This is a genomic window from Acidovorax sp. DMC1 (genome assembly GCF_056314325.1).
The window spans coordinates 568,010-592,254 of sequence record NZ_JBQUYO010000002.1 but is presented as its reverse complement, the minus strand read 5'-3'; the positions used below and the strand labels follow the sequence as shown (position 1 = coordinate 592,254).

General features: G+C 66.5%; 22 protein-coding genes. 15 read left to right on the top strand and 7 right to left on the bottom strand.

The annotated features are described in order from the left end of the window. Positions 1–54: 54 nt before the first annotated feature. The gene (locus ACT531_RS07195) at positions 55–918 is read right to left on the bottom strand and encodes a DNA ligase (RefSeq protein WP_476016958.1); all 864 of its coding nucleotides are present in this window, start codon (positions 916–918) and stop codon (positions 55–57) included. A 97-nt stretch (positions 919–1,015) separates the two neighbouring features. Further along, a complete protein-coding gene (gene fabI / locus ACT531_RS07190; protein WP_056064037.1) occupies positions 1,016–1,816 on the bottom strand; it encodes an enoyl-ACP reductase FabI in 801 nt (266 codons plus the stop codon). Between the two features lie 104 nt (positions 1,817–1,920). On the opposite strand from fabI, the gene ACT531_RS07185 reads away from it, so the two are divergent. The 4 genes from ACT531_RS07185 to ACT531_RS07170 are packed head-to-tail and all read left to right on the top strand — an operon-like array spanning position 1,921 to position 7,503. After that, positions 1,921–3,747: an extracellular solute-binding protein gene (locus ACT531_RS07185; RefSeq protein WP_476016957.1), complete on the top strand. Its 1,827-nt coding sequence runs from the start codon at positions 1,921–1,923 to the stop codon at positions 3,745–3,747. Positions 3,748–3,765: 18 nt separating this feature from the next. After that, the gene (locus ACT531_RS07180) at positions 3,766–4,797 is read left to right on the top strand and encodes a microcin C ABC transporter permease YejB (protein WP_476016956.1); all 1,032 of its coding nucleotides are present in this window, start codon (positions 3,766–3,768) and stop codon (positions 4,795–4,797) included. A gap of 13 nt (positions 4,798–4,810) precedes the next feature. Then, entirely contained in the window at positions 4,811–5,866 is a 1,056-nt protein-coding gene (locus tag ACT531_RS07175; protein ID WP_476016955.1) for an ABC transporter permease, read from the top strand. Positions 5,867–5,868: 2 nt separating this feature from the next. Then, a complete protein-coding gene (locus ACT531_RS07170; protein WP_476016954.1) occupies positions 5,869–7,503 on the top strand; it encodes an ABC transporter ATP-binding protein in 1,635 nt (544 codons plus the stop codon). Between the two features lie 142 nt (positions 7,504–7,645). Here the strand turns inward: ACT531_RS07170 and ACT531_RS07165 are convergent, their stop codons facing one another. Continuing rightward, positions 7,646–8,245 (bottom strand): lipocalin family protein, encoded by a 600-nt coding sequence (locus ACT531_RS07165; protein WP_476016953.1) that lies wholly within the window; start codon positions 8,243–8,245, stop codon positions 7,646–7,648. Between the two features lie 277 nt (positions 8,246–8,522). On the opposite strand from ACT531_RS07165, the gene ACT531_RS07160 reads away from it, so the two are divergent. Beyond that, positions 8,523–9,146, top strand: coding sequence for a hypothetical protein (locus ACT531_RS07160; protein ID WP_476016952.1), 624 nt, complete (start codon positions 8,523–8,525; stop codon positions 9,144–9,146). A 158-nt stretch (positions 9,147–9,304) separates the two neighbouring features. Here the strand turns inward: ACT531_RS07160 and ACT531_RS07155 are convergent, their stop codons facing one another. Beyond that, a complete protein-coding gene (locus ACT531_RS07155) occupies positions 9,305–10,204 on the bottom strand; it encodes a LysR family transcriptional regulator (RefSeq protein ID WP_476016951.1) in 900 nt (299 codons plus the stop codon). Between the two features lie 173 nt (positions 10,205–10,377). Here ACT531_RS07155 and ACT531_RS07150 point away from each other — a divergent pair, with 173 nt between their 5' ends. The 4 genes from ACT531_RS07150 to leuD are packed head-to-tail and all read left to right on the top strand — an operon-like array spanning position 10,378 to position 14,415. Beyond that, positions 10,378–11,346 carry a tripartite tricarboxylate transporter substrate binding protein gene (locus tag ACT531_RS07150; protein WP_476017002.1) on the top strand — a complete coding sequence of 323 codons (969 nt, stop codon included), beginning with the start codon at positions 10,378–10,380 and terminating at the stop codon, positions 11,344–11,346. Positions 11,347–11,392: 46 nt separating this feature from the next. Next, entirely contained in the window at positions 11,393–12,292 is a 900-nt protein-coding gene (locus ACT531_RS07145; RefSeq protein WP_476016950.1) for an alpha/beta fold hydrolase, read from the top strand. A gap of 42 nt (positions 12,293–12,334) precedes the next feature. After that, positions 12,335–13,753, top strand: coding sequence for a 3-isopropylmalate dehydratase large subunit (leuC, locus tag ACT531_RS07140; RefSeq protein WP_476016949.1), 1,419 nt, complete (start codon positions 12,335–12,337; stop codon positions 13,751–13,753). Next, entirely contained in the window at positions 13,750–14,415 is a 666-nt protein-coding gene (gene leuD / locus ACT531_RS07135) for a 3-isopropylmalate dehydratase small subunit (protein ID WP_476016948.1), read from the top strand. Before leuC ends, leuD begins: the two co-directional genes overlap by 4 nt. Before the next feature lie 30 nt (positions 14,416–14,445). On the opposite strand, the gene ACT531_RS07130 is transcribed toward leuD, so the two are convergent. Beyond that, positions 14,446–15,432: a PhnD/SsuA/transferrin family substrate-binding protein gene (locus tag ACT531_RS07130; protein WP_476016947.1), complete on the bottom strand. Its 987-nt coding sequence runs from the start codon at positions 15,430–15,432 to the stop codon at positions 14,446–14,448. Between the two features lie 259 nt (positions 15,433–15,691). On the opposite strand from ACT531_RS07130, the gene ACT531_RS07125 reads away from it, so the two are divergent. The 4 genes from ACT531_RS07125 to ACT531_RS07110 all read left to right on the top strand — a co-directional run bounded on the left by ACT531_RS07125 (position 15,692) and on the right by ACT531_RS07110 (position 20,606). Beyond that, positions 15,692–16,561 (top strand): hypothetical protein, encoded by an 870-nt coding sequence (locus ACT531_RS07125; protein ID WP_476016946.1) that lies wholly within the window; start codon positions 15,692–15,694, stop codon positions 16,559–16,561. A 23-nt stretch (positions 16,562–16,584) separates the two neighbouring features. Next, on the top strand, positions 16,585–17,046 hold the full coding sequence (locus tag ACT531_RS07120) for a hypothetical protein (RefSeq protein WP_309824789.1): 462 nt from the start codon (positions 16,585–16,587) through the stop codon (positions 17,044–17,046). A 135-nt stretch (positions 17,047–17,181) separates the two neighbouring features. Continuing rightward, positions 17,182–18,417, top strand: coding sequence for a hypothetical protein (locus tag ACT531_RS07115; protein WP_476016945.1), 1,236 nt, complete (start codon positions 17,182–17,184; stop codon positions 18,415–18,417). Beyond that, positions 18,402–20,606, top strand: a complete 2,205-nt coding sequence (locus tag ACT531_RS07110; protein WP_476016944.1) for an ATP-binding protein — start codon at positions 18,402–18,404, stop codon at positions 20,604–20,606. The genes ACT531_RS07115 and ACT531_RS07110 overlap by 16 nt, the downstream gene beginning before the upstream one ends. A 37-nt stretch (positions 20,607–20,643) precedes the next feature. Here the strand turns inward: ACT531_RS07110 and ACT531_RS07105 are convergent, their stop codons facing one another. Beyond that, a complete protein-coding gene (locus ACT531_RS07105; RefSeq protein ID WP_209820263.1) occupies positions 20,644–21,102 on the bottom strand; it encodes a PIN domain-containing protein in 459 nt (152 codons plus the stop codon). A 148-nt stretch (positions 21,103–21,250) separates the two neighbouring features. On the opposite strand from ACT531_RS07105, the gene ACT531_RS07100 reads away from it, so the two are divergent. After that, the gene (locus tag ACT531_RS07100; RefSeq protein ID WP_209820262.1) at positions 21,251–21,784 is read left to right on the top strand and encodes a 2'-5' RNA ligase family protein; all 534 of its coding nucleotides are present in this window, start codon (positions 21,251–21,253) and stop codon (positions 21,782–21,784) included. Positions 21,785–21,868: 84 nt separating this feature from the next. Here the strand turns inward: ACT531_RS07100 and ACT531_RS07095 are convergent, their stop codons facing one another. Continuing rightward, positions 21,869–22,762: a LysR family transcriptional regulator gene (locus ACT531_RS07095; protein ID WP_476016943.1), complete on the bottom strand. Its 894-nt coding sequence runs from the start codon at positions 22,760–22,762 to the stop codon at positions 21,869–21,871. Positions 22,763–22,868: 106 nt separating this feature from the next. On the opposite strand from ACT531_RS07095, the gene ACT531_RS07090 reads away from it, so the two are divergent. Then, positions 22,869–24,233, top strand: a complete 1,365-nt coding sequence (locus ACT531_RS07090; protein WP_444824357.1) for an acyclic terpene utilization AtuA family protein — start codon at positions 22,869–22,871, stop codon at positions 24,231–24,233. The last annotated feature ends 12 nt before the right edge of the window (positions 24,234–24,245 follow it).

Here is a 24,245-nt window from a genome sequence, read left to right as displayed (position 1 = left end):
TAAGCTCGCGTATCGCCATCTCGTCGAAATCAGCTCGGGTTTGCGGTGGCCCCGTCAGCGGGTGGGCGGCATGTCGTCTCGCACCCGCACAAAACTCGCGAAGCGTGGCACGCCGCTGTCGTGGGTGCCTCTGAAGCGGTAGGTCACCCAGCTGCCCACGGGCGGCGGGTGGTCGCGCTCCGCGTCGGTCAACCCTGCGCCCAGCCGAAACCGCTGGCCCGAAGGCATCTCCACCACCAGGGCGCCCAGCCGCCCGGCGTGGCGGCCCTGGCCGGGCAGATGGGCGACCACTTTGGCCTCGGTGTCTTCGTGGGTCTTGACCTTGATGAGGTCGTCACTGCGCCCTGCGCGGTACATCGATGCGCCCCGGTGCAGCATCAGCCCCTCGCCACCCGCGCGCACGGTGCGCAGCAGCAGCTTTTGCAGTGCGGCGTCACTCGCCACACGCTGCTGGAGCACCGCCTGCACCCATGGCTGGTCCAGCGACTCTACGAGCTGGTTCAGCGCGGGCAGGCGCTGGTCAAACGTGCCGCCGTGCGCGGGCAGGTCAAACACCATGAAGCGCATCTCGCGCCAGGCGGCATCGTCCGGCTGCTGCTGGCGCACGGTGGACTGGGCGTGGCTGAACCGGCCGCGTCCTGCCCACAGCTCGCCGTCCATGGGCGTGTCGGGCCAGCCGGCGGTGAACCAAGATGGGACCGCCACGGTTTCACCACCCCGCGTGCGCAGCGTATGGCCGTCCCAGTAGCCACGCACGCCGTCGTATTTTTCGCTCACCCAGTAGTCCGCAAGGCGCATGCCGGGGCGGTACACATTGGCCAGCAACAGGGCGGGTGCTTCGGCGGCCCAGGCCTGGGGGGTGGTCAGTGCGGCCAAGGGTGCAAGGCCCAGCCAGGCCAGGCAATGTCTGCGGAGCATTTTGTAGGGTGCTATCAAAAAAATAGCTTCTAGCGCATGTTTTACTAGCGCTAGAAGCCTGTTTCGTGCAAAAAAGGCTGTTAGCCCGCTGCGTGGATTACACCTGGTCGGCGCTCAGGCCTGCGGTCTGGCTGAAGCCGCCGTCTACATAGGTGATCTCGGCCGTCATGCCCGATGCCAGGTCCGACAGCAGGAAGGCTGCCACATTGCCCACGTCTTCAATCGTCACGTTGCGGCGCAGGGGCGAGGCGTCGGCCACGCGGCTGAGCAGCTTGCCAAAGTCCTTGATGCCGCTGGCGGCCAGGGTCTTGATAGGGCCCGCGCTGATGCCGTTGGCACGGATGCTGCGGCCGTCTTCGGTGCGGCCCACGGCCTCTGCCAGGTAGCGCACGCTGGCCTCCAGGCTGGCCTTGGCCAGACCCATGGTGTTGTAGTTGGGGATGGAGCGCAGCGCGCCCAGGTAGCTCAGGGTCAGCAGCGACGACTTGTCGTTCAGGTAGGGCAGGGCCGCCTTGGCCATGGCCGGGAAGCTGTAGGCGCTGATGTCGTGCGCAATGCGGAAGCCTTCGCGGCTCAGGCCGTCCAGAAAGTTGCCCGCAATGGCCTCGCGCGGTGCAAAGCCGATGCTGTGCACAAAGCCGTCAAACTTCGGCCAGGTCTGCGACAGGTCCGCAAACATGCGCGCGATCTGCTCGTCGCTGGCCACGTCGCAGTCAAACACCAGCTGGGAGTTGAACTCTGCCGCAAAGTCGGTGATGCGGTCCTTGAAGCGCTCGCCCACGTAGCTGAACGCCAGCTCGGCGCCTTGTTCGTGGCATGCCTTGGCAATGCCGTAGGCAATGGAGCGGTTGGACAGCACGCCCGTGATGAGCAGCTTCTTGCCGGTCAGAAAACCCATGTGAAATCTCCTTGTGGAATAGCGGAATGCAGGCTTGGCGCCCGGTGCATGTGGATATGCGGCTTTGGCTGCAAGCCCCTGCGAACGTAGTGCAGAATTGTCGCATGCGGTTTTGGCTGGCTTTGTTGCTGATGGGGAGTGCTGTTCCAGCGTGGGCAGCGCATGCGTATGCCTTGTGGGGCGCGCCGCGCTATCCGGCGGGCTTTGCGCATTTCGACTATGTGAATCCCGAGGCCCCCAAGGGCGGTGAGTTGCGGCTGGTGAGCAACCTGCGCACGTCCACCTTTGACAAGTACAACCCGTTCACCATCAAGGGCAACGCACCGGCCTACCTGTCGTCGCTGATGTTCGACTCGCTGCTGGTGGGCTCCATGGACGAGACCGCGACCGGCTATGGCCTGTTGGCCGAGGATGTGGAAGTCGCCCCCGATGGACTGTCGGCCACCTTCCGGTTGCGGCCCGAGGCGCGCTTTCACAACGGTAAACCGGTGCTGGCCCAGGACGTGAAGCACAGCTACGAAACGCTGGTGGGCCCCTTCACCTCACCCTCTTACAAGACCTTGCTGATCGAAGTGGCGGGCGTGGATGTGATCAACGACCGCACCGTGCGCTACCGCTTCAAGCAACCCAACCGCGAGCTTCCCATCACCGTGGGTGGCTTGCCGGTGTTCAGCCGCGACTGGGGCGTGGAAAACGGCAAGGCCAAGCCCTTTGACCAGGTGGTGATGGACATCCCCATCGGCAGCGGCCCCTACAAGATCGGGCCCGTGCGCTTCGGCAAGGACATCACCTACGTGCGCGACCCCCAGTACTGGGCGCGCGACCTCAACGTGCGCAAGGGCACGGCCAACTTCGACCGCATCCTGGTCAAGATCTACAAGGACAACACCGCGCGGCTGGAGGCGCTGAAAGCGGGCGAGTTCGACCTGATGCGGTTCTTCAGCGCGGGCGACTGGGCCCGTCGCGTGACGGGCAAGAAGTTCGACACCGGCGAGCTGGTCAAGGGCGAGTTCAAGCACAAGCTGCCGTCGGGCTTTCAGAGCTACGTGCTCAACACCCGCCGCCCGCTGCTGCAGGACGCGCGGGTGCGGGAGGCCCTGGGCCTGGCGATGGACTACGAGTGGATGAACCGCCAGATGTTCTACGGCGCCTACCAGCGCGTGAGCGGCCTGTTTGGCAACACGGCCTGCGAAACCAAAGGCAGCCCGTCGCCCGAAGAGCTTGCGCTGATGGAGCCCTACCGCAAAGACATTCCTGCGGCCGCCTTCGGTCCCATGACCGTGCCCCCGCGCACCGACGGCGATTCGTCACTGCGGGCCAACCTGCGGCGCGCGCAGGCACTGCTCAAAGAGGCGGGCTGGGAGGTGCGCGATGGCGCTCTGCGCAATGCGAAGGGCGAGGCCATGGTGCTGGAGTACATGGACAGCAACGAAGGTGGCGTGCGCACCATCACTCCCTGGATCCGCAACCTGGAAAAGATCGGCGTCACGCTGCGCTTCCGCTCGGTGGACTTTGCGCTGTACCAGCAGCGCCTGCAGAAGTTCGACTTTGACATCACCACGATTGCCTTCCAAGGCACCAACAACCCCGGCCAGGAGTTTGCCGATATGTTCGGCAGCCAGGCCGCCGACACGGAAGACTCCGGCAACTTCGCGGGTGTCAAGAACCCGGCGGTGGACGCGATGATCAAGGCCATGACCTCTGCCAAAACCGAGGCGCAACTGCTGCCTGCCTGCCATGCGCTGGAGCGCATCATTGCGCACAGCCACTACCTGATTCCGCAGTGGACGGCCGGTACACATCGCATGGCGTACAACGCCTGGCGCCTGGCCAAGCCCGTCACGGTGCCACCGTACTCCAGCGGTGAAAGCTGGGTCATCGACACCTGGTGGGCACGCATTCCACCGCAGACCGCGCCCGACAAGAAATAACCACCCGCCAGCCCACCCATGTTTGCCTACATCCTCAAACGCGTGTTGCTGATGCTGCCCACCCTGCTGGGCGTGTTGCTGCTGACCTTTGTGGTGATTCAGTTCGTGCCGGGCGGCCCCGTGGAGCAGTACATGGCCGAGGCCAAAGCCGGCGTGGGCGGCGGCGGTGCCGAAGGCGGTGGCCTGAGCTACCGGGGCGCTCAGGGCGTGGACCCCAAGCGGCTGGAGCAGATCAAGGCCCTGTACGGCTTTGACAAACCAGCGCATGAACGCTTCATCCAGATGCTGGGCCAGTTCGCGCGTTTTGATCTGGGCAAGAGCTTTTTTCAGAACAAGGACGTGTGGCAACTGGTGGCAGAGAAGCTTCCGGTTTCCATCAGCCTGGGCCTCTGGACCTTCTTCATCAGCTACCTCGTCGCCGTGCCGCTGGGTGTGGCCAAGGCGGTGCGGGCCGGGTCGCGGTTTGACCTGGTGACCACGCTGCTCATCCTGCTGGGTTATGCCATCCCGGGCTTTGTGCTGGGCGTGGCGCTCTTGGTGATCTTTGGCGGGCAGCTGCAGTGGTTTCCGCTGCGGGGGCTCACGTCGGCCAACTGGGACGAACTGGGCTGGGGCGCGCGCATCGTGGACTATCTGTGGCACATCACGCTGCCCGTCACGGCCATGGTGCTGGGCAGTTTTGCCGTCACCGCGATGCTGACCAAGAACGCCTTCCTCGAAGAGATCCGCAAGCAGTACGTGCTCACGGCCCGTGCCAAGGGACTGAGCGAGCGGCAGGTGCTGTGGAAGCATGTGTTCCGCAATGCGCTCATCCCCATCATCACGGGGTTTCCCGCCGCCTTCATCGGCGCGTTCTTTGCGGGCTCGCTGCTCATCGAGACCCTGTTCTCGCTCGACGGCCTGGGCCTGCTCAGCTACGAGAGCGTGATCCGCCGCGACTACCCCGTGGTGCTGGGCACGCTGTATTTGTTCACGCTGATCGGGCTGGTCACCAAGCTCATCAGCGACCTTTGTTATGTGTGGGTGGACCCGCGCGTGAAGTTTGACTAGCCCGAACGCACCGATGGCCCCGATGAGTCCTGCTGCTACCCCGATTTCACTCTCCCCGTCCCGCCGTGCCTGGCTGCGCTTCAAGCGCAACCGCCTGGGGTACTGGAGCCTGCTGATCTTCAGCGCCCTGGTGCTGGTGAGCCTGTGCGCCGAGCTGGTCAGCAATGACAAGCCACTCATCGTGCGCTACGAGGGGCAGACCTACTTCCCCCTGTTCAAGGACTACCCCGAGAAGACTTTCGGGGGCGACTTCGAGACCCCCACCGACTACCTGGACCCCTTCATCCAGCAGCGGCTGAGCACGGGCAGCAACTGGGCGCTTTACACCCTCAACCGCTACGGCCCCAACACGCTCAACTACTTTGCCAAGGCTCCCAACCCCTCGGCCCCCACGGGCGACAACTGGCTGGGTACGGACGATCGGGGGCGCGATCTGCTGGCACAGCTGCTGTACGGCTTTCGGGTGAGCGTGCTGTTTGGCCTGGCGCTCACCACCACGGGTGTGTTGCTGGGCGTGATCACAGGGGCCATCCAGGGCTTCTTTGGCGGCAAGACCGACCTGGCGTTCCAGCGCTTCATTGAGATCTGGGGCTCCATGCCCGAGCTGTACCTGCTCATCATCTTCAGCGCGGTGTTTGCGCCCAGCATTGCGCTGCTGCTCATCTTGCTGAGTCTGTTTGGCTGGATGGGCCTGTCGGACTATGTGCGCGCCGAGTTCCTGCGCAACCGCCAGCTCGATTACGTGAAGGCTGCCCGTGCGCTGGGGGTGAGCAACAGCCAGATCATCTGGCGCCACATCCTGCCCAACAGCCTTACGCCGGTGGTGACGTTCCTGCCGTTCCGCATGAGCGGGGCCATCCTGGCGCTGACATCGCTAGATTTTCTGGGCCTGGGGGTACCGCCGGGAACGCCCTCGCTGGGCGAGCTGCTGAGCCAGGGCAAGAACAGCATTGATGCGTGGTGGATCTCGCTGTCCACTTTTGGCGTGCTGGTGGTCACCCTGTTGCTGCTGACCTTCATGGGGGATGCGCTGCGCGATGCGCTGGACCCGAGAAAGGCAGACTTGTGACCATGACTGCATCGGCCATGAAACCCGCGCTGCTCGAAGTCCACGACCTGCACGTGCGTTTTGGCGCCAAAGAGGTGGTGCGTGGCGTCAACTTCACGTTGGCCGCGGGCGAAAAGCTCGCGCTGGTGGGCGAGTCCGGGTCGGGCAAGACCATCACCGCGCTGAGCCTGCTGCGGTTGGCGGGCAATGCCGCCATCACCGGCCGGGCCCTGCTGCAGGGTCGGGGCGACCTGTTGGCGATGACTGAGCGCGAGATGCGCGGCGTGCGCGGGGGCGACATCGCCATGGTGTTCCAGGAGCCCATGACCGCGCTCAACCCGCTGATGACAATTGGCCAGCAGATCGCCGAGATCCTGCTGCTCAAGAAGGGCCTCACCGGTGCCCAGTGCGCGCAGGCCGCCATCGATCTGCTGGCGCAAACCGGTATCCCCGAGCCTGCGCGTCGCGCCAACAGCTTTCCGCACCAGCTCAGCGGCGGCCAGCGCCAGCGCGCCATGATCGCCATGGCCCTGGCCAGCAGTCCCAAGCTGCTGCTGGCCGACGAGCCCACCACCGCGCTCGACGTCACCTTGCGCGGCCAGATCCTGGACCTGCTGAGCGACCTGCAGCGCCAGACCGGCATGGCGGTGCTGCTGATCACGCACGACCTGAACCTGGTGCGCCGCTTTGCCGACCGCGTGGCGGTGATGGAGCAGGGTGTGCTGGTGGAGCAGGGGCCTGTGGCCGAGGTCTTCAGCGCGCCCCAGCATGCCTACACCCGCCGTCTGATCGCCAGCCAGCCACGCCGCGATGTGATCGAGGCCGACCCGCCCGCAGGCACCGCGCCCGTGGTGCGGGCGCAAGACCTGCGCGTGGTCTACCCCACGCCGCTGCCGGGCATCAAGGGCTGGTTCAAAAAAGGCGAGTTTGTGGCGGTGCAGGGTGCCACCTTGCAATTGCTGCCCGGTCAGACGCTGGGCGTGGTGGGCGAATCCGGCTCGGGCAAGTCCACGCTGGCCCAGGCCATCCTGGGGCTGTTGCCCTCGACGGGACAACTGCAGGTGGGTGGGCAGGCGTGGCAGCAGCCCGCCATGCGCAACACACCCACCAACCAGCAATTGCGCCGCCGGGTGCAGGTGGTGTTTCAGGACCCGTTCTCGTCCCTGTCCCCCCGCCTCACGGTCGAAGAAATCGTGGGCGAGGGCCTGAAGGTGCATGAGCCCGCACTCAGCGTGGCCGAACGCCGCGCGCGTGTGGAGGCGGTGTTGGCCGAAGTAGGCCTGGCCGAGGCCCAGTACCCGCGCCTGCTGGAGCGCTACCCGCATGAATTTTCGGGCGGCCAGCGCCAGCGCCTGGCCGTGGCGCGCGCCCTCATCGTGCAGCCGCAGGTGCTGGTGCTCGACGAGCCCACCAGCGCGCTCGATGTGACTATCCAGCAGCAGGTGCTGGGCCTGCTGCAGCGCCTGCAAAAAGAAAAGGGCCTGAGCTACCTGCTCATCACCCACGACGTGGACGTGATCCGCGCCATGGCGCACGATGTACTGGTGATGAAGGACGGCGCGGTGCTCGAAAGCGGCAGCGTGACAGAAGTGCTGGATGCACCCCAGCATCCCTACACCCAACGTCTGGTGGCCGCCGCCACAGTACCTGGCGGATAGTTTTTAGGGTTTTTGGGCTGCAGGCGCTAGTGGAATATGCGCGGCCTGCTATCAACTTTGAATGTTTTGCGTCCGCGTCCCGTGGCGCAGTTTGGTGGGTGAACCATGCTTGGGGCCATGCCCCTTATGCTGCGTACGGTGATCAGGTTCTGACCGCTGGGCGCCGCGCATGTTGCTCCACGCCGGGCTGGGCCCAAACGAGCTTGCGCACATCCACGCCCAGGGCCTGCGCCCGCTCCATCAGGTGCTCGCGCACATGCCAGGGCAGGGTGGGGGCGCGGGACAGCACCCACACATACTCGGTGCTGGAGCCCACCACCAGGGCCCACTGGTAGTTCTCATCCAGCGCCACCACGTTGTAGCCGCCGTAAAACGGCCCGAAGAACGACACTTTGAGCGCGGCACGGTCGGGGCTGTCCACAAACTCTGCACGGCCCTCTGCTTCCTTCCACTGCTTGCGCACCGGGTCATAGCCCCGGTTCACCACCTTGATGGTGTTGTCTGCATTGCGGCTGTAGGTGGCGGTGGCCTGCGTCAGGCCGCGTTCAAACGAGTTTTCGATGCGGGCCACCTCATGCCATTGCCCTGTATAACGGTTCACGTCAAAGCCCGTGACGGGCTGCACGCCTTCGGGTGTGCGCGGTGTGGAGCAGGCTGACAACATCATCACCCCCATCAACGCGGCTGCACCCACGATCCAGGGCCAGGGGGAACGGCGGGGCGTGATGCAGATGGCTGGCATGGCGGTTTCTCCTGAGGGCTGTTGTTGTGGGGAGGTGCGCTGGCTGTAGCGCTTGCCTGGCAACCGACTGTAGGTACGGCGCCTGATGCCCGGTGTAGGAAGGCGCTGGCGCGTGGTGTCGGCGGCGCGGTGAACCTCGCCCGGCAGGCACGTCCCTCTGTACCCTTTGAGCGGTCACGCGTGCTGTCTGAACCTTGCGGGGTTAGAGTGCAGCAGGGCAATTGCGGGGTGCCTCTGCACCCTGGCGCGTTTGGCTGTTCAGCCGTCAAGGAGTCCCGTGAACCATTCCAGCTCTCCACCCCCTTCTGCACCGGCCTCGGCCTCGGTGCAGGCGTCGCGACAAGACCTGCCCGGGGATGACCCGGCAACGCGCAGCTACCTGCAGGCGCGGCGCCAGGCAGCGCCCGGCGCATGGAGCAGCGGCTTGCATCTGGGGGCGCAACAGGTGCTCTGGGCGGCGGGTGCCGATGCGCCCGAACCTTCCGTGAAGCTGAGCCTGCCCTTGGGCGGCGCGCGCACAGCACGCCAGTTCTTCCGCCATGCCGTGCCCACCCCCCTGGAGCTGGAAAACGCCATTGCGGTCGTGGAGGATGAGGTCTACGTGGCCCATCGGCAGCTACAAGGCTTGTTGCCCGGCGGGCAGGGGTGGGCCCCATGGTCTGCAGATGCAGCCCTGCATGAGCTGGCCACCTTGGCGGGCGTGCCGCGCGGGGCTCAACGCGTGCTGACGCTGGAGGCCATGGAGCGCCTGTTCAATCGGCTCGCCGCTGTGGCCGAGGGTCGCCCCGCGGCGCACGAGGGTCTGCCGGAAGACCCCGTCTTTGCCGGCACGCTGCTGGTGCTGCGCGAGCTGATGCACCACCTGCCGTTCGCCACCATGACATTGGTGGAGACGCCGTAGTTGCCATTCTGAAATTCCCTTGATGTGCGAGGCGCTTGTGCATGGGCTTGCACGGTGCCAGGGCATACAGCGAAGGTATCGTCGGCTCCTTGCAGCTCGGGCTGGCACCGTGACTTGTCCACGCGATGATCGGCAAAGGCAGCCGGGCCTGCCGTCGGTCATGTGCGCGGCAGTGCGGCGAACCAGTCCCGCAGAAAGTCAGCCAGCGCCCGCGTCTTGGCCGACAGGTCGCTGCGCGTGGGGTAGACCAGCGTCACATCGGCGGCGGGCAGCGACCAAGCCGGCAGCACGCGCACCAGGCGGCCCGCAACCAGGTGGGCCGCCACGTCCCATTCGGAGCGCATCAGCACTCCGTGGCCTTCCAGCGCCCAGGTGGTGGCGGCCGCGCCGTCGTTGGTGCTGAGCATGCCGCGCACCTTCACGGTCTCCTGCCGCTCGCCCTGGTGCAGGTGCCAGGTGCCATAGGTTTCGTCGCTCTCGCGGATCACGATGCACTGGTGGGCCAGCAGGTCGGCCGGCTGCTCGGGCTCGCCGGCCTGGGCCAGGTAGGCGGGCGATGCGCACAGCACGCGCCGGTTGGCCAGCAGCCGCCGGGCAGTGAGGCGCGAGTCCGGCAGGTCGCCAAAGCGCACGGCGGCGTCAAAGCCTTGCTCCACCAGGTTCACGGGGCGGTCCGTCAGGTGCAGCTGCACTTCCACCTCGGGGTATGCGCGGGCAAAGGCCGACAGCGCGGGCGCGATGTGCACGCGGCCAAAGCCCAGCGTGGAGGCCAGCTTGATCAGCCCTCGGGGCAAGCTGCGTGCACCGGCCACCGTGCGTTCCAGCGCCTCCAGGTCGCCGAGGATGCGGGCTCCGTCCAGCAGATAGGTCTCTCCCTCGGGCGTGAGGCTGATGCGCCGGGTCGTGCGGTGCAGCAGGCGCACGCCCAGCCGGTGCTCCAGCTGCGCCAGGCGCCGGCTGACCGCGGGCGGGGTGATGCCCATCTGCTGCGCGGCTGCGGCCAGGCTGCCCTCCTTCATGAGCAGGGCGAAAAAGCGCAGGTCAGAAAAGCCGTCCATGAAGATGCCTGATTCGTGCTTTGAATTTATGAATGAAGTAATTTTGACGGTATTTATGGCGTTGAACATCACTCCTAAGATCGCATCCACAACAAATATCTGCCGGAGACAAACCCATGACCGCTACTTTCACCACCACCCACCCGGCCCATTCAAACCGCCCGTTCCGTCGCATGGCGGCTGCCGCCGCAGCACTGGCTGCTCTGGCCCTGCTGTCGCCGGCTGCAGCCCTGGCGCAACCGGCCGGTTATCCCAACAAGGCCATCAAGCTCGTGGTTCCATACGCGCCGGGCGGCAGCGCCGACATCGCGGCGCGCCTGGTGACGGACGAATGGGGCAAGGCCCTGGGTGGTTCGCTGTTCATCGAGAACAAGGGCGGCGCGGGCGGCAACATCGGCGTGGACATGGTCGCCAAGGCGCAGCCCGACGGCTACACCATCGGCCTGCAGACGGTGTCGCTGGCCATCAACCCGGCCCTCACCGCCAAGATGCCATATGACACCTTGAAGGACCTGGCGCCCATCGGCATGGTGGCCAGCTCGCAGCATGTGCTGGTGGTCAACAACGCGGTGCCGGCCAAGAACCTCAAGGAGCTGCTCGCACTGCTCAAGGCCAAGCCAGGGCAATACTCTTACGGCTCGGCGGGCCCGGGCAGCACCTTCCACATGTCGGCCGAGCTGTTCAAAGCTGTGGCTGGAACACCCATCGTGCACATCCCCTACCGTGGCGGCGGCCCGGCCATGATCGACACCATGTCGGGCCAGGTGGCCATGAGCTTCCCGGTGCTGTCGGCCGCGCAGCCGCACGTGCAGGCCGGTAAGCTGCGCGCCCTGGGCGTGACCGGCACGAAGCGCTCGGCGCTGATGCCCGATGTGCCCACCATTGCCGAGGCAGGCCTGCCGGGCTATGCGTTTGAAACCTGGTTCATCGTGTTCGCGCCGGCTGGCACGCCCAAGCCCATCATCGACAAGCTCAACGCCACGCTGAACCAGGCCCTCAATACTGCGGCGCTCAAGGAGCGCATGGCCAAGGACGGGTTCGACCCCATCCCCTCCACCCCCGAGCAGGCCCGTACACGGCTGGAGCAGGAAATGCCCCAGTGGGCCAAACTGATCAAAGAGCGCGGCATCACTGCAGAGTGAGCGGGCTCGCCTTCCACATCGCCCCACGGCCATGACCACCTCGCCCATGACCACTTCACTTTTTCCCGGCTTCACTCCTCACCGCGTGCCCACGCCCGACGGCCAGCACATCCACACGCTGGTCGGCGGCACAGGCACTGCCCTGTTGCTGCTGCATGGGCACCCGCAGACCTCGGCCATCTGGCACAAGGTGGCGCCCGTGCTGGCGCAGCACTTCACGCTGGTGCTGGCGGATCTGCGGGGCTACGGCGACTCGGCCAAGCCCGACGGCGATGCCGAACACCTGCGCTACAGCAAGCGCACCATGGCCGCCGACATGCTGGCCGTGATGGCGCACCTGGGCCATGCGCGCTTTGCCGTGCTGGCCCATGATCGGGGCGCCCGCGTGGCGCATCGCCTGGCGGCCGACCAACCCGAGGCGGTCTCGCGCATGGTGCTGCTGGACATCGCGCCCACCCTGGCCATGTACGAGCAGACCAGCAACGCGTTCGCCCGCGCCTACTGGCACTGGTTCTTCCTGATCCAGCCCGCGCCGCTGCCCGAGCGCCTGATCGAGGCCGACCCCGCTGCTTATGTGCGCGACGTGATGGGCCGGCGCAGTGCAGGCCTGGCCCCGTTCGACCCGCGTGCCCTGGCCGAGTACGTGCGCTGCCTGGCCCTGCCGGGCACGGCCCACGGCATCTGCGAGGACTACCGCGCCGCCGCTGGTATTGACCTGGTGCACGACCGCGCCGACCGCGATGCGGGTCGCCAACTCGCCATGCCTCTGCTGGCCCTGTGGGGTGAGCGGGGTGTGGTGCACCAGTGCTTTGAGCCGATCAAAGAGTGGCAACGCGTGGTGACTGACGTGCGCGGCCATGCGCTGCCCTGCGGCCACTACATCGCGGAAGAAGCGCCCGACGCGCTGCTGGAAGCTGCCCTGCCTTTCCTGTTGGCAGGCCAATAGGCCATTCCCCTCACCCCCCCCCACGATGACCACGACACGACCATGACCACGCCCGCAACGCTCTACCAGAAGCTGGTGGCATCGCACACCGTGGCCGTTCTGGACGAACAGAACGTGCTGCTGTTTTGCGACCTGCACCTGATGAACGAATACACCAGCCCCCAGGCCTTCGCCGGCTTGCACGAGGCCGGGCGCGGCGTGCCCGTGCCGGGGCAGAACGTGGCGGTGGTGAGCCACATCATCCCCACCCACCCCGTGCGCTGGCGCACCATCCAGGACCCGCCCTCGGCCCTGCAGGCCAGCAACCTCAAGGCCAATTGCGACCGCCATGGCATCCCGCTGTTCGATACCAACGACCCGCTGCAGGGCATCGAACACGTGATCGCGCCCGAGCACGGCATGGTGCGCCCGGGCATGGTCATCATCTGCGGCGACAGCCACACCACCACCTATGGCGCCCTGGGCGCGCTGGGCTTCGGCATCGGCACGTCCGAGGTGGAACATGTGCTGGCCACGCAGACCCTGGTCTACCGCCGTGCCCTGGACATGCGCATCCGAGTGGACGGCACGCTGCCCACCGGCACTACGGCCAAGGACCTGATCCTTCTCATCATCAGCCGCATCGGCGCACAGGGCGCGCGCGGCTATGTGGTCGAGTTCTGCGGCGGCGCCATCGAAGCCCTGTCGGTGGAGGCGCGCTTCACCCTGTGCAACATGGCGGTGGAGGCTGGCGCCCGGGGTGCGCTGATTGCTCCCGACGCCACGGCCATCGCCTATGTGCTGGACAAGGCGCCCGACATCGCAGGAGACGTACGCGCGCAGGCCCTGGCCCACTGGGCCACGCTGCGCAGCGACGAAGGCGCCGCGTTCGATGTGGAGCACGTGTTCGACGCGGCGGATGTGGCCCCCTTCGTCACCTGGGGCACCAGCCCCGACCAGGCCATGGCCATCAACGCCGCCGTGCCCCGGCCTGGGGACATCACCGACGCCGTGCAGCGCAGCAGCGCCGAACAGGCCCTGCGCTACACGGCCCTGTCCGCCGGCCAGCCGCTGGCGGGCGTGCCGGTGCAGCACGTGTTCATCGGCTCGTGCACCAACGCCCGCATTGAAGACCTTCGCGAGGTGGACCGCGTCGTCGGCAGCCGCCGCGTGGCCCCGGGCGTGCGCGCGATGGTCGTGCCCGGCTCGGGCGCGGTGAAGGCCCAGGCCGAGGCCGAAGGCATCGCCGCGCGACTTGTGGCCGCGGGCTTCGAATGGCGCCAGCCCGGCTGCTCCATGTGCCTGGCCATGAACGACGACGTGCTGGCCCCGGGCCAGCGCTGCGCATCCACCACCAACCGCAATTTCGAAGGCCGCCAGGGCAGGGGGGCGATCACGCACCTGATGAGCCCGGCCATGGCCGCCGCCGCGGCCGTCACGGGTTGCATCACTGACGTCAGAACCCTGGAGGGGACCGCATGAGTGCCGACAACAACACCACCGTGCGGGGCCACGCCGCACTCCTCGACATTGCCAACCTGGACACCGACCAGATCATGCCCAAGCAGTTCCTGCGCGGCATTGACAAGTCGGGCCTGGCGCCGGGCCTGCTGTACGACCTGCGCTTTGACGGCGCCGGACAGCCGCGCGAAGACTTCGTGCTCAACCAGCCAGCTTTTGCCGGCACCGATGTGCTGCTGGCTGGCAGCAACTATGGCTGCGGCTCCAGCCGTGAGCATGCGGTGTGGGGCATGCAGCAGTACGGTTTCAAGGCGGTGGTGGCGTCGAGCTTTGGTGAGATCTTCTACTCCAACGCCATGAACAACCGCCTGTTGCTGGCGATGGTGAGCGAGGACGATGCCCAGGCCTTCATGCGCGAGGCCCGTGCCCACCAAGGGCCGATGGCGATAGAGATCGATGTGGAGCAGCGCCAGGTGCGCACGGCAGGGCACAGCGCGCCCTTCACCGTCTCCGAGCGCCACAGGCGCATGTTCATCGACGGCCTGGATGTGATCGGTGCCTCGTTGACTTACCGGGACCAGATCACGGCGTTCGCCCAGCGCCACTGGGAGGCCCAGCCGTGGGTGAAGGATGTCGCGCGGCGCACGCGCGATCGGCTCAGCGCCGCATCCTCGCAGCCTTGACCGGTCGGCGCCTCGGCGCAGTGGGGGCGCCTACTTGGCGGCAGCCTTGGCCGCCTGCGCAGCCTTCTGCGTCTTGTTGTAGACCTCCATCACCGTCGCAAAGTCGCGCTCAAAGTTGATGGGCAAAAAGGTGTCGTTGCCCGGCAGCAGCTGCCGCAGCTTGGGCGAAAAGCTGTAGCTAAAGGAGCACTTCTTCACACGCGCCTGCAGCTCGGGCGAGACATCCTTGCCCATTGTCCAGGTCTCGGTCATGAAGGGTGGGCTCTCCCACAGCGTGCGGATGCTGGAGCCTTTCACGTCGCCCTTCACCACCATGCGCTGGTACAGGTCGCTGGCCACGGCCGCCGCGGGGTAGAAGCCATGCATCACGCCCGTGACCGAGCGCTCATGGCCGTTGGAGAACACCACTTCGTAGTTCTGGTCTGGCACCAGCCCGATGGCCGGGAAGAGTGCGCGCGGCGCCAGGTTGCCCGAGTTGGACGTGGGCGTGGTGTGCGCAATCTTCTTGCCCACCAGGTCCTGCGGCTTGGTGAAAGGGCTGTCCACGCGTGCGATGAGGATCAGCTTGTACGAATTGCGTTGCCCGCTGGCCTTGTTGCCCGGCACGCCGAACGGCGCGGGCTGGCCTGCAGCCACCAGTTGCGGCACCAGGCCGGGGTTGACCTGGGCCAGCTGGGCCTTGCCAGACACCAGGCTGTCGATGAGTTCCTTTTCGGCCAGCACGTCGATGTTGGTGCTTTTGTCCAGCGACTCGCCCTGCTGGTTCTGCAAGTCGATGTTGCCGCAGCGCGCCAGGTGGTTGAAGTAGTCGCCCCACAGCAGCATGGTCTCGGCCTTGGCATAGGTCTTGGGCATGGCCACCACCAGCTTTTCGCGCGGGCTGTTGGTGAACTGGTTGGCGGCTTGCGCAGCGGCAGCAGGCTTGGCGGCGGCGGCACGCTCCGTCTGTGCAGCCACTGGGCCCAGGGTCAGGGCAGCGCCAGACAGCAGTGCATACAAGCGGGTATCGAATCGCATGGTTAAGGTCCCTCCGGTGTGTTGCTTTGGATCGGGCCAAGCCCGAGGGCGGAGAGTATGCAGGCGCTTTGGGTGATGATCGGGCACCCATGCGACTGCGTGCGGGCTCTCGGCGCAGCCGCCAAGGCACTGGACGGTTTGTCAACCGACCGTCTGGTGCGCTGGACAAGGCCGCGAGGGACAGGCGTGGCAACGCCCGACACAATGCCTGCACGCCATCACGCAATACCCTTCATACGTTCACCACCGTTCCAGTCCCATGTCGCAAAACACCCTCACGCTGCAGCTGTTCTTTGAAGACCCGATCAAGCTCAAGACCTGCCAGCTGGTCTACCAGTACCTGTGCGCAGACAACACCGAGCAGGCCCAGCGCTGGGCCGGCAAGCTGGGCGCACCTAGCCTGGAGGCCTTGTGGGATGGGGAATGGTTCAACCAGTCGGTCACTGCAGCGCCATCGCACCTGGTGCTGCAATTTGATACCGGCACCAGTGGCGACCTGCCTTTGCTGCAGATCGAAACCCTGTTCCGCCACGGCCTGCGGGCGGCGGTGATGGAGGTCTTCTACGACCAGGTGGGCGAAACCGAACGCATGCACTTCGACCAGGGCCGCTGGGTGTCGCGCCAGGCATTCATGGACGCCAACCCGCAGTGGCGCGCGGTGGTCGAGCCTGTGCCACAGGTCGGTGAGGGCGGCGAAGACGGCGATGCCGATGACCGCTACGCCTGCTCCAAAGACCCGGCCAAGCCGCTGGCCGTGGCCAAGCTGCGCCAGCAGGAAGAAAAGCGCAAGCGTGAGGCCCGTGAGGCGGCCGAGGCGTTTGTCGAAATGGCGCGGGCCATGGGCAAAAGCGGCAAGTCATCCGTGCAGGGGCTGATGGCTGTGCTGCTGTTGCGGTCCGGGTTCAAAGGGCTGGTGCATGCGGTGGTCTTCACGATAGTCACCGTGCTGCTGTTCAAGGGCTTCTGGCTGTGGATGGGCCTGGGGCTGGTGCTGGCCGTGGCGCTGCCGCTGTACTACATGGCCACTGAACACAAAGCGCTGCGCGGGGAAGACGGCAGCGATGATGGAGACGGTGACGCCGACCAGCCTGGCGACGATGGCCCCGTCACGGTGATGGCAGTGCAGTAAAAGCATCTCAGGAGAAGAACAACATGCTGACGCAAATCGAATGGTGGGGCGGGGTGATTTTTGTGCTGGGGGCGCTGACTTACCGCATGGTCATGGGGGCGCTGGAGAGGCCGGTGGATGGCTTCCCCTGGTACCGGCTCATGATGCACGTGTTCTTTCTGGCCCCGGCCGCGCTGCTGGTGGGCTATTTCTATCCGCTCACGCAGCCCGCGCTGCAATACGGCTACCTGGCGCTATTGGCCGTGTCGCTGCTGGTGGTGGCCGTGATGCTGATGCAGGAGATGACTGGCGATTCGGGTGAGAGCGAAGAAATGCGCCGCAGCAAAGAGCCCTTGAAGGAGGACGCAAAAGCCGAGGCCGAAGACCACGAAGAGCCCGGCTGGCTGATGTCGGTGGTCGGCGCCGTCGTGTTGTACAGCCCGGTGCTCACGGCCTGTGGCCTGGCCTGCACCAAGGCCTGGCCCATGGTGCAGCCGTTGCTCTGACGCATCGGCAATGCCGACCCCTTGCGGCCGGATGGCTTGGCAGCAATGACAATGCCCGCCAGCCACCTGCCGTTTATTGGCAGCAGGGGCCCTCTTTAAGTTTCAGCGCGTTATCCCGCCACCGCCGCACCACACATGTCTGCCGATTCTTTTGCCGACCTCTTGTCGATCTACATGCGCCGCATTCGCGCCAGCGCCTCGGGCGTGGCCACCGAGATCGGCCTGAGCCGCGAGGCCGTCAACAACTGGCGCAACGGCATCTCGGTGCCCAACCCGCGCTCGCGCGACAAGCTGGTGGCCTGCACGCGCTATCTGCGCCTGACCGAGAGCGAGGCCAACCGGCTGCTCAGCGCCGCAGGGTTCGCGCCCGAGTTTCCGTTGCAAGCCGAGTCCACCGGCGCGCAGCCGTTTGCCGCGTTCCAGGACAAGGTGTTTGCGCAACTGGCCCAGGCGGTGCCATACCCCATCTCGCTGCTGCTGTCGCCCGCGCACTGGGGCCAGCCGCCGTTCCGGCACGAGCTGCTGCAGCGCGCCCGCGCGCAATACGGCGAAGGCTCGGTGCTGCACATCCAGCCGCCCTACAGCGTGAGCACCGTGCCCGCCGAATACTTCGCCGCCATCGGCCGCCAATGTGGCCTGGGCGATGTGGCGTCGGACTACGAGTTTGAATCCGCGCTGGAGCGCCGCCTGATGGCGGGTGAGCGCATCTTCTGCCTGGTCAGCCGCTTTGAGCAGGGAACACCCGCACTGCGCGAAACCCTGGCGGGCATCTTGCGCAGCCTGAGCGAGATGCACAGCGGCCGCCTGCACCTGCTGCTGTGCGGAGGGCAGGCGCTGGCCGACCTCAAGTACCGCAGTGGCGACCTGTCGCTGCTCAACATCGCCCAGGTCCACCACTGGCCCGACCCGTCGCTTGCCGACCTGCTGCAACTGGCCCGCCACCGCTGGCCCGAGCAGCCCTGGTCCGAGCCGGTGGTGGCTGCACTGCAGGCCCTGAGCGGCGGCCATCCCGCGCTGTTTGAAGAAGGCCTGCAATGGCTGGTGGACCACCCCGGCGCGGGTGCCAGCCTGCACGAAGGCCAGCCCGCCTTCAGCGCCCTGCGCACCCACCTGGCCAGCAGCCCGCGCCTGTGGCAAACGTTTCTGCCGCTGGCGCAGGTGCCAGCCAGCCGGGCGCGCCTGCAGCAGTTGCTGGGCGCGGACGACCTCGGCCGCGCACGACCCTACCTGCAGGACGACGACCTGCGCAGCCTCTTCTGGGGCAACCTCATCCTTGCGCGCGGCGTGGGGGACGCGGCGCGGCTGCACTGGCGCAGCCCCACGGTGCGCGAGGCCGGCTGGATGGTGCTGGATTCATGCTCGGCCGACTGACGCCCTGGCTGTCCCGGCCCGTGGTGCGCGCCGTGGTCATTGCGCTGGTCACGCTGTTTGTGGCCAGCGCCGTGTTCACGCCCCAGCACAACCCGGCCACGCGGGGCAGGTTCATGGCGGCAATGAACGTCGGGCCGCTGTGGGGAGAGCTGGTGCAGTGGCGTGTGGCGATGGTCAACGCCCGCAACGAGCTGGATGCCTGGCCCACGGACATTCAGAAGTACGCGCCGCCCATTGCCAACCCGCAGCTGCGCGTTACCTCCCCGCGCCCCAATGTGCTGCAGGCCGACATTGCCCACAACCCTGAATTTGGCAAGCTGGCGGGCACGCAGGTGGTGGTGGAGCTGCAGCCCGGCACCCACACCTGGACCTGCCGCCCCGGCAACCCGCCCATCCCGCAGGGCTACCTGCCCATCAACTGCCAGCAAGGCAGCACCGACGATTTCGAGCCCGCCAAGCCCGCGCCAGACGCCGACCCCTTTGGCTGGATGCGCTCGCTCATCACGTGGTGCGGGGTCATTTTTGGCGTGGGTGCAGTGCTGTGGGTGGTGCGCCACCCGCTCATCGGTGCGGGCCAGCTGCGCCCTGCGCGCCTGCGCCGCACACCGCTGGCCCGCCTGCCGCACATCGACCGGCTGCTGCGCTGGCTGCGGCGGCTGGAGCCCACGCTGCAGGCCGCCGACATTCGCCTGGTGGACTGGCGCCGCGCCGTGGCCTGCGCCCAGGCCACGGGCAGCGAGCGCGCCCCGGCCCTGGCCCGCGCGCTGGCCGAACGCGTGTCCGCCCGCTGCCAGCCCAGCACCGACTGGGCGCTGCCCGGTGCGGTGTTTGAATGGTCGTTCCCGCCCGACTTGCCTGTCTCGCTGGACCGCTGCCTCGTCTTTGTGCCCACGCACGGCATCGACGAAGCCACCGTGCTGCGCCAGCTGCGCGCCGTGCAGACCGGCAGCGATGTGCTGCTGATCCTGAGCGAGCACAGCGTGGACACCCCCTGGCCGCTGCTGCACGCCCACGCACAAGACCGCGCCAACCTGCATGTGATGGCCGACAGCGCCAGCCAGACCGAATGGCTGATTGGCGGTGACGCCCTGCAAGTGCTGCTGCGCCTGCTGGCTGCGCAGCTGCGCATCACCCGCATCTCGCCCTACCAGACGCGCGGCGGTGTCACGCGCGAAGGCGCCTTCTTCGGCCGCGCGCAACTGCTGGCCCGCGTCATCAACCGCGAGCCCGCCAACTACCTGGTGGTGGGTGGGCGCCAGTTGGGCAAAAGCAGCTTGCTCAAGGCCGTGCAGCGCCGCATGGCGGGCCATCCGCACACTGTGTGCCACTACGTCTCGCTGCGCGACCACCGCCTGGCGCCACGCATGGCGTTGCAGTTTGGCCTGCCCGCCGACACACCGCTCGAAGCCATCGTGGACCACCTGCAGGCGCAGTACCAGGGCAAGCGCCTGGTGCTGCTCATCGACGAGGCCGACCTGTTCTTCCGTGACGAATCGGCCAATGGCTACGTGCAGCTGTCCACCCTGCGCGCACTCAGCGAAGAGGGCCGCTGCTGGTTCATGCTCGCGGGCTTCTGGGACCTGTACGCCACCGCCGTGCTGGACTACCAAAGCCCGCTGCGCAACTTTGGCGAGGTGCTGACCATCGGCGGCCTGGAGCGCGATGCCTGCCGCGAACTGGCCACCGAGCCACTGCGCAAGCTGCGGCTGGGTTTTGACAACGAGCACCTGGTGAACCGCCTGGTAGATGCCAGCGGCCAGCGCGCCAACCTGGTCGCCATCCTGTGCCAGGAATGCCTGGAGGCCCTGTTGCCCGGCGAACGCGTGATCGAAAAGCGCCATCTCGACCAGGCCCTGGCATCGCAGGCCGTGCAAGACGCCTTGGCCGGCTGGGGCCGCCTGAGCCACGACGAAGCCGCCTGCCGCCTCGACCGCATCGTGGTCTACCACACGGCCCAGGCGGGCCAGTCCAGCCTGGCCACCCTGGCCCAGCTGCTGCAAAGCCACGGCATCGCAGGCGACGCGCAGGCCCTGCGCCAGTCACTGGCACGCCTGCAGCTGGCCTATGTGCTGCGCAAACACGAGGGCGGCGAATACCGCTTTGCCATCCCGCTGCTGCAGGACCAGTTTGAACCGGCGGAGGTGGAACTGCTGCTGCACCAGGAGCTGGCGGTGCTGGCGCGCGCTTAGTCCGTGCGGCCCGGCTCATGTCGTGAGCCGGCTGTGTTTACGGTAACTTGCGAGGTGGACTGCCCGCCAATCGCCTCAGCGCTTCAAGCTCCGTGGGCATGTGTAATACGCGGATGCCTGTCATGGCTTCGATGGCCTCTCGCTTTGACCAAATATCTGTTTTGTCACTGGTGATGAAGATGGAGCACCCGGCTTTGAGAGCGGAGTCGAGATGTTGCGCATCAACGCGTTTACCGATGAGTTTTCTCAGTGGCTCAAAGTTAGTTGTTGGTGCATCGTCATCCCAACTGCCCGTATCTTCAGCCCAGCTCAAATGGGCTTGTTCCCAAGTGGAAGCCGATCCTGGGACGAAATTTGTCACCTTCCGGCTGCGTTGTTCAAAAGGGAAGTAGTGAGTTGTGATCAGTCCGGAAGCCTCAAGCTCCGCGACCTCTTTCAACATGCCACCTGTATCAACATAAACTTTCATCGTCCCATCCTGGGTGTAATTGAACAAGTGGCGTTTGTTATGGGAGCTTGATGTTGGACGTCTTCCATTTACGCTCCGCCGTGGCTTGGTCCAACAACGAACTGTCTCTCTGAATACTTGCTCTCAGTCTCAGCTAACAGTGGCATTTTTCAGACTCAGTGCGGAGGTTACTCCCATGAATCCCACCCTGTACACCATTGCTTATCCCACCTGCGCGCCGCAAGACATGCAGGCCATCGAAACCTGGCGCGCCGCCAACGACCCCACCGGCCACGCGCTGGTGCGCCCGCATTTCACCCTGGTGTTTGCTAGCAACGCGGTGGACGAAGCCACCTACCTTGCCCATGTGGCGGCGGTGGCGACGCGAACGGCGCCCATCGCATTCCACTGCCGCTACGCCATGCTGGGGGCCGACGCCCACAGCCCGCGCGCCCATGCCTATCTGGTGCCGGAAGAAGGCTATGCCGCGTTGTCTCTGCTGCACGACGTGCTCTACACCGGCGCGCTGGCCGAAGCGCTGCGTCTGGACCTGCCTTACACCCCGCACATCACCGTAGGCACTTTCGAGTCAGCACCCATGGCGCGCGCGTGGTGCGCTGAGCGCAACCAGGCGGGCGTGTCTGTGCCCGGCCAGGTGGCTGCGCTGTGGGTGGGGCAAGTGGTGGATGGGCGGTTTGAACACCGGGGCCGGTTCGATCTGATGGGCTAGTTTTTTTTGACGCAAAAACGGCCTTCACCTCGCGTCTATTGAGCGCTTCAAGCTATCAAATATGTAGCTTTATCGCTACGCCCCTCAAGGCCGCTGCGCCATCACCAGCGCATACAGCGCCTGCGCCGCCACCGACAAGCTCTCGTCCCGCCGCCGTACCAGGTAGATCTGCCGCGTCAGCCCCGGCAGTGACAGCGGCCGTGTGACCAGCCCCGGCTGGTCAAAGTGGAACAGCGTGAGTGCCGGCACCACGCTGATGCCCAGCCCCGCGCGCACCATGCCCATCACGGTGGCGAGCTGCTCCACCTCCATCAGCGTGTGCATGGCCTGCGGGTGCAGGGCGGCCTCCAGGTACTGGCGCACGCTGCTGGTGCGCGCCAGGTGGATGAAGGGCCAGGCGGCCAGGTCCTGCGCGGTGATGGCCTTGCGCCTGCGCTCCAGCGGGTGGTCGGCTGGGCACACCAGATAGAAGTTGTCGCTGCAAAACGGCTCGGCTTGCAGCGCGGGCGTGTCGACGCGGATGGCGGCCAGTGCAAAGTCGGCATGGCCGCTGGCCACGCGGTCGATGCAGGGCTCGGACAGCACATCGGCAATGTCGATCTCGATGCCCGGGTGCGCCGTGCGGTACTGCGCCAGCACACCGGGCAGCCAGCCCGCCGCCAGTGACGGCAGCAGCGCCACGGCCACACGCCCGCGCTGCAGCGTGGCCGTGTCGCGCACTGCGGCCAGGGCGCTGGTGATTTCGGCGCGGATGCGGCGGGCCGACTCCATAAAGTTCTGTCCCTCGGGCGTGAGGTCCACATGCCGCGTGCTGCGGTCGAACAGGCGCAGGCCCAGGTCGTCCTCCAGCGCGCGGATGAGGGCGCTGAACGCGGGCTGCGACAAATGGCACAACGTGGCTGCGCGTGTGAAGCTGCGCTGCTCGGCCAGTGCGAGGAAGGCGTCGAGCTGGCGGCTGGACAGGTGGGGGGCGCTCATGCGGGGTGGGTGTGATTCATCTGCATTTCAGATGGATTGATCGTAACAATCGATTTCACAGAATGCAGCCATGTTCCTACAGTCACGCTCAGGAGACAACGGATTCATGCCGAACGACCAAAAAACAAAACTGCTGGTGGGCTGCGCCGCCGGCTTCTCGGGCGACCGCACCGATGCGGCCCTGCCTGTGGTGCAGGCGCTCATCGCCAGCGGCCAGCCTGCGGTGCTCATCTTCGAAACGCTGGCCGAGCGCACGCTGGCCCTGGCCCAGCTCGCCCGCCGCACCGACCCCGACGCTGGATATGAACCCTTGCTGGTAGACCTGCTGCGCCCCGTGCTGGCGCAGTGCCTGGCCCACGGCGTGCGCATCGTCAGCAACTTTGGCGCGGCCAACCCGCACGGTGCCGCGCGCCGCATCCACGCGCTGGCGGCCGAGCTGGGCCTGGACCGCCCGCGCATCGCCGTGCTGCAGGGCGATGACCTGAGCGGCCCCGAACACCGCGCGCTGCTGCAGGGTGCGCTGGGCAGCGCCATGCCCACCGAGCCCATCGTCAGCGCCAACGCCTACATCGGCGCGCAGGCCATTGCCGATGCGTTGCGCGCGGGCGCCGACATCGTGGTCTGCGGCCGCGTGGCCGACCCATCGCTGGTGCTGGGCCCCGCGCTGGCGCACTACGGGTGGGCGCTGGACGACTGGGACCGGCTGGCCCGCGCCACCATGGCTGGGCATCTGCTGGAATGCGGCGCACAGGTCACCGGCGGCTACTTTGCTGACCCTGGCTACAAGGACGTGGCGGGATTGGCGCAACTGGGCTACCCCATTGCCGAGATCGACGCCGACGGCCACTGCACCATCACCAAGCCCCCGGGCACGGGCGGCTGTATCACCGAACGCACGGTGAAGGAACAGCTGCTGTACGAGCTGCACGACCCGACGGCGTACCTCACGCCCGATGTGGTGGCCGACATCACCACCGCCCGCGTGACCACGGTGGGCGCCGACGCCGTGCGGCTGGAGGGCGTGCAGGGCCATGCACGGCCTGCCACGCTCAAGGTCAACGTGTGTTTTGAATCGGGCTGGTTTGCCGAGGGTGAAATCTCCTACGCCGGCCCGCGCGCCAAAGCCCGTGCGCGCCTGGCGGGCGAGGTGCTGCGCGAGCGCTTGCAAGGCCTGGGCCCGCTGCGCATCGACCTGATTGGCGTGACCAGCATCTTTGGCGACGACACCAGCCGCTGGCTGGATGCCTCCCACAACGATGGCAATGACGCTCGAGATGTGCGCCTGCGCGTGGCCCTGCAGCACCGCGACCACGCCAGCGCCCAGCGACTGGTGCGCGAGGTGACCGCGCTCTACACCTGTGGCCCCGCAGGCGGTGGCGGCGTGCGCACCGCCATGCGCCCACGCCTGGGCACTGTGTCGTGCCTGGTGCCGCGCGAGGCGGTGTCGGTGCATTTCGAGATGGTGGATTGAGGAGGACACACA

Coding starts and splice junctions, on each gene's coding strand:
- ACT531_RS07100 (WP_209820262.1), top strand. CDS start 21,251: ATGAATCCCACCCTGTACACCATTGCTTATCCCACCTGCGCGCCGCAA.
- ACT531_RS07170 (WP_476016954.1), top strand. CDS start 5,869: ATGACTGCATCGGCCATGAAACCCGCGCTGCTCGAAGTCCACGACCTG.
- ACT531_RS07195 (WP_476016958.1), bottom strand. CDS start 918: ATGCTCCGCAGACATTGCCTGGCCTGGCTGGGCCTTGCACCCTTGGCC.
- ACT531_RS07090 (WP_444824357.1), top strand. CDS start 22,869: ATGCCGAACGACCAAAAAACAAAACTGCTGGTGGGCTGCGCCGCCGGC.
- ACT531_RS07120 (WP_309824789.1), top strand. CDS start 16,585: ATGCTGACGCAAATCGAATGGTGGGGCGGGGTGATTTTTGTGCTGGGG.
- ACT531_RS07145 (WP_476016950.1), top strand. CDS start 11,393: ATGACCACTTCACTTTTTCCCGGCTTCACTCCTCACCGCGTGCCCACG.
- ACT531_RS07095 (WP_476016943.1), bottom strand. CDS start 22,762: ATGAGCGCCCCCCACCTGTCCAGCCGCCAGCTCGACGCCTTCCTCGCA.
- leuC (WP_476016949.1), top strand. CDS start 12,335: ATGACCACGCCCGCAACGCTCTACCAGAAGCTGGTGGCATCGCACACC.
- ACT531_RS07175 (WP_476016955.1), top strand. CDS start 4,811: ATGGCCCCGATGAGTCCTGCTGCTACCCCGATTTCACTCTCCCCGTCC.
- ACT531_RS07185 (WP_476016957.1), top strand. CDS start 1,921: ATGCGGTTTTGGCTGGCTTTGTTGCTGATGGGGAGTGCTGTTCCAGCG.
- fabI (WP_056064037.1), bottom strand. CDS start 1,816: ATGGGTTTTCTGACCGGCAAGAAGCTGCTCATCACGGGCGTGCTGTCC.
- ACT531_RS07115 (WP_476016945.1), top strand. CDS start 17,182: ATGTCTGCCGATTCTTTTGCCGACCTCTTGTCGATCTACATGCGCCGC.
- ACT531_RS07180 (WP_476016956.1), top strand. CDS start 3,766: ATGTTTGCCTACATCCTCAAACGCGTGTTGCTGATGCTGCCCACCCTG.
- ACT531_RS07150 (WP_476017002.1), top strand. CDS start 10,378: ATGGCGGCTGCCGCCGCAGCACTGGCTGCTCTGGCCCTGCTGTCGCCG.
- ACT531_RS07125 (WP_476016946.1), top strand. CDS start 15,692: ATGTCGCAAAACACCCTCACGCTGCAGCTGTTCTTTGAAGACCCGATC.
- ACT531_RS07110 (WP_476016944.1), top strand. CDS start 18,402: ATGCTCGGCCGACTGACGCCCTGGCTGTCCCGGCCCGTGGTGCGCGCC.
- ACT531_RS07130 (WP_476016947.1), bottom strand. CDS start 15,432: ATGCGATTCGATACCCGCTTGTATGCACTGCTGTCTGGCGCTGCCCTG.
- leuD (WP_476016948.1), top strand. CDS start 13,750: ATGAGTGCCGACAACAACACCACCGTGCGGGGCCACGCCGCACTCCTC.
- ACT531_RS07155 (WP_476016951.1), bottom strand. CDS start 10,204: ATGGACGGCTTTTCTGACCTGCGCTTTTTCGCCCTGCTCATGAAGGAG.
- ACT531_RS07165 (WP_476016953.1), bottom strand. CDS start 8,245: ATGCCAGCCATCTGCATCACGCCCCGCCGTTCCCCCTGGCCCTGGATC.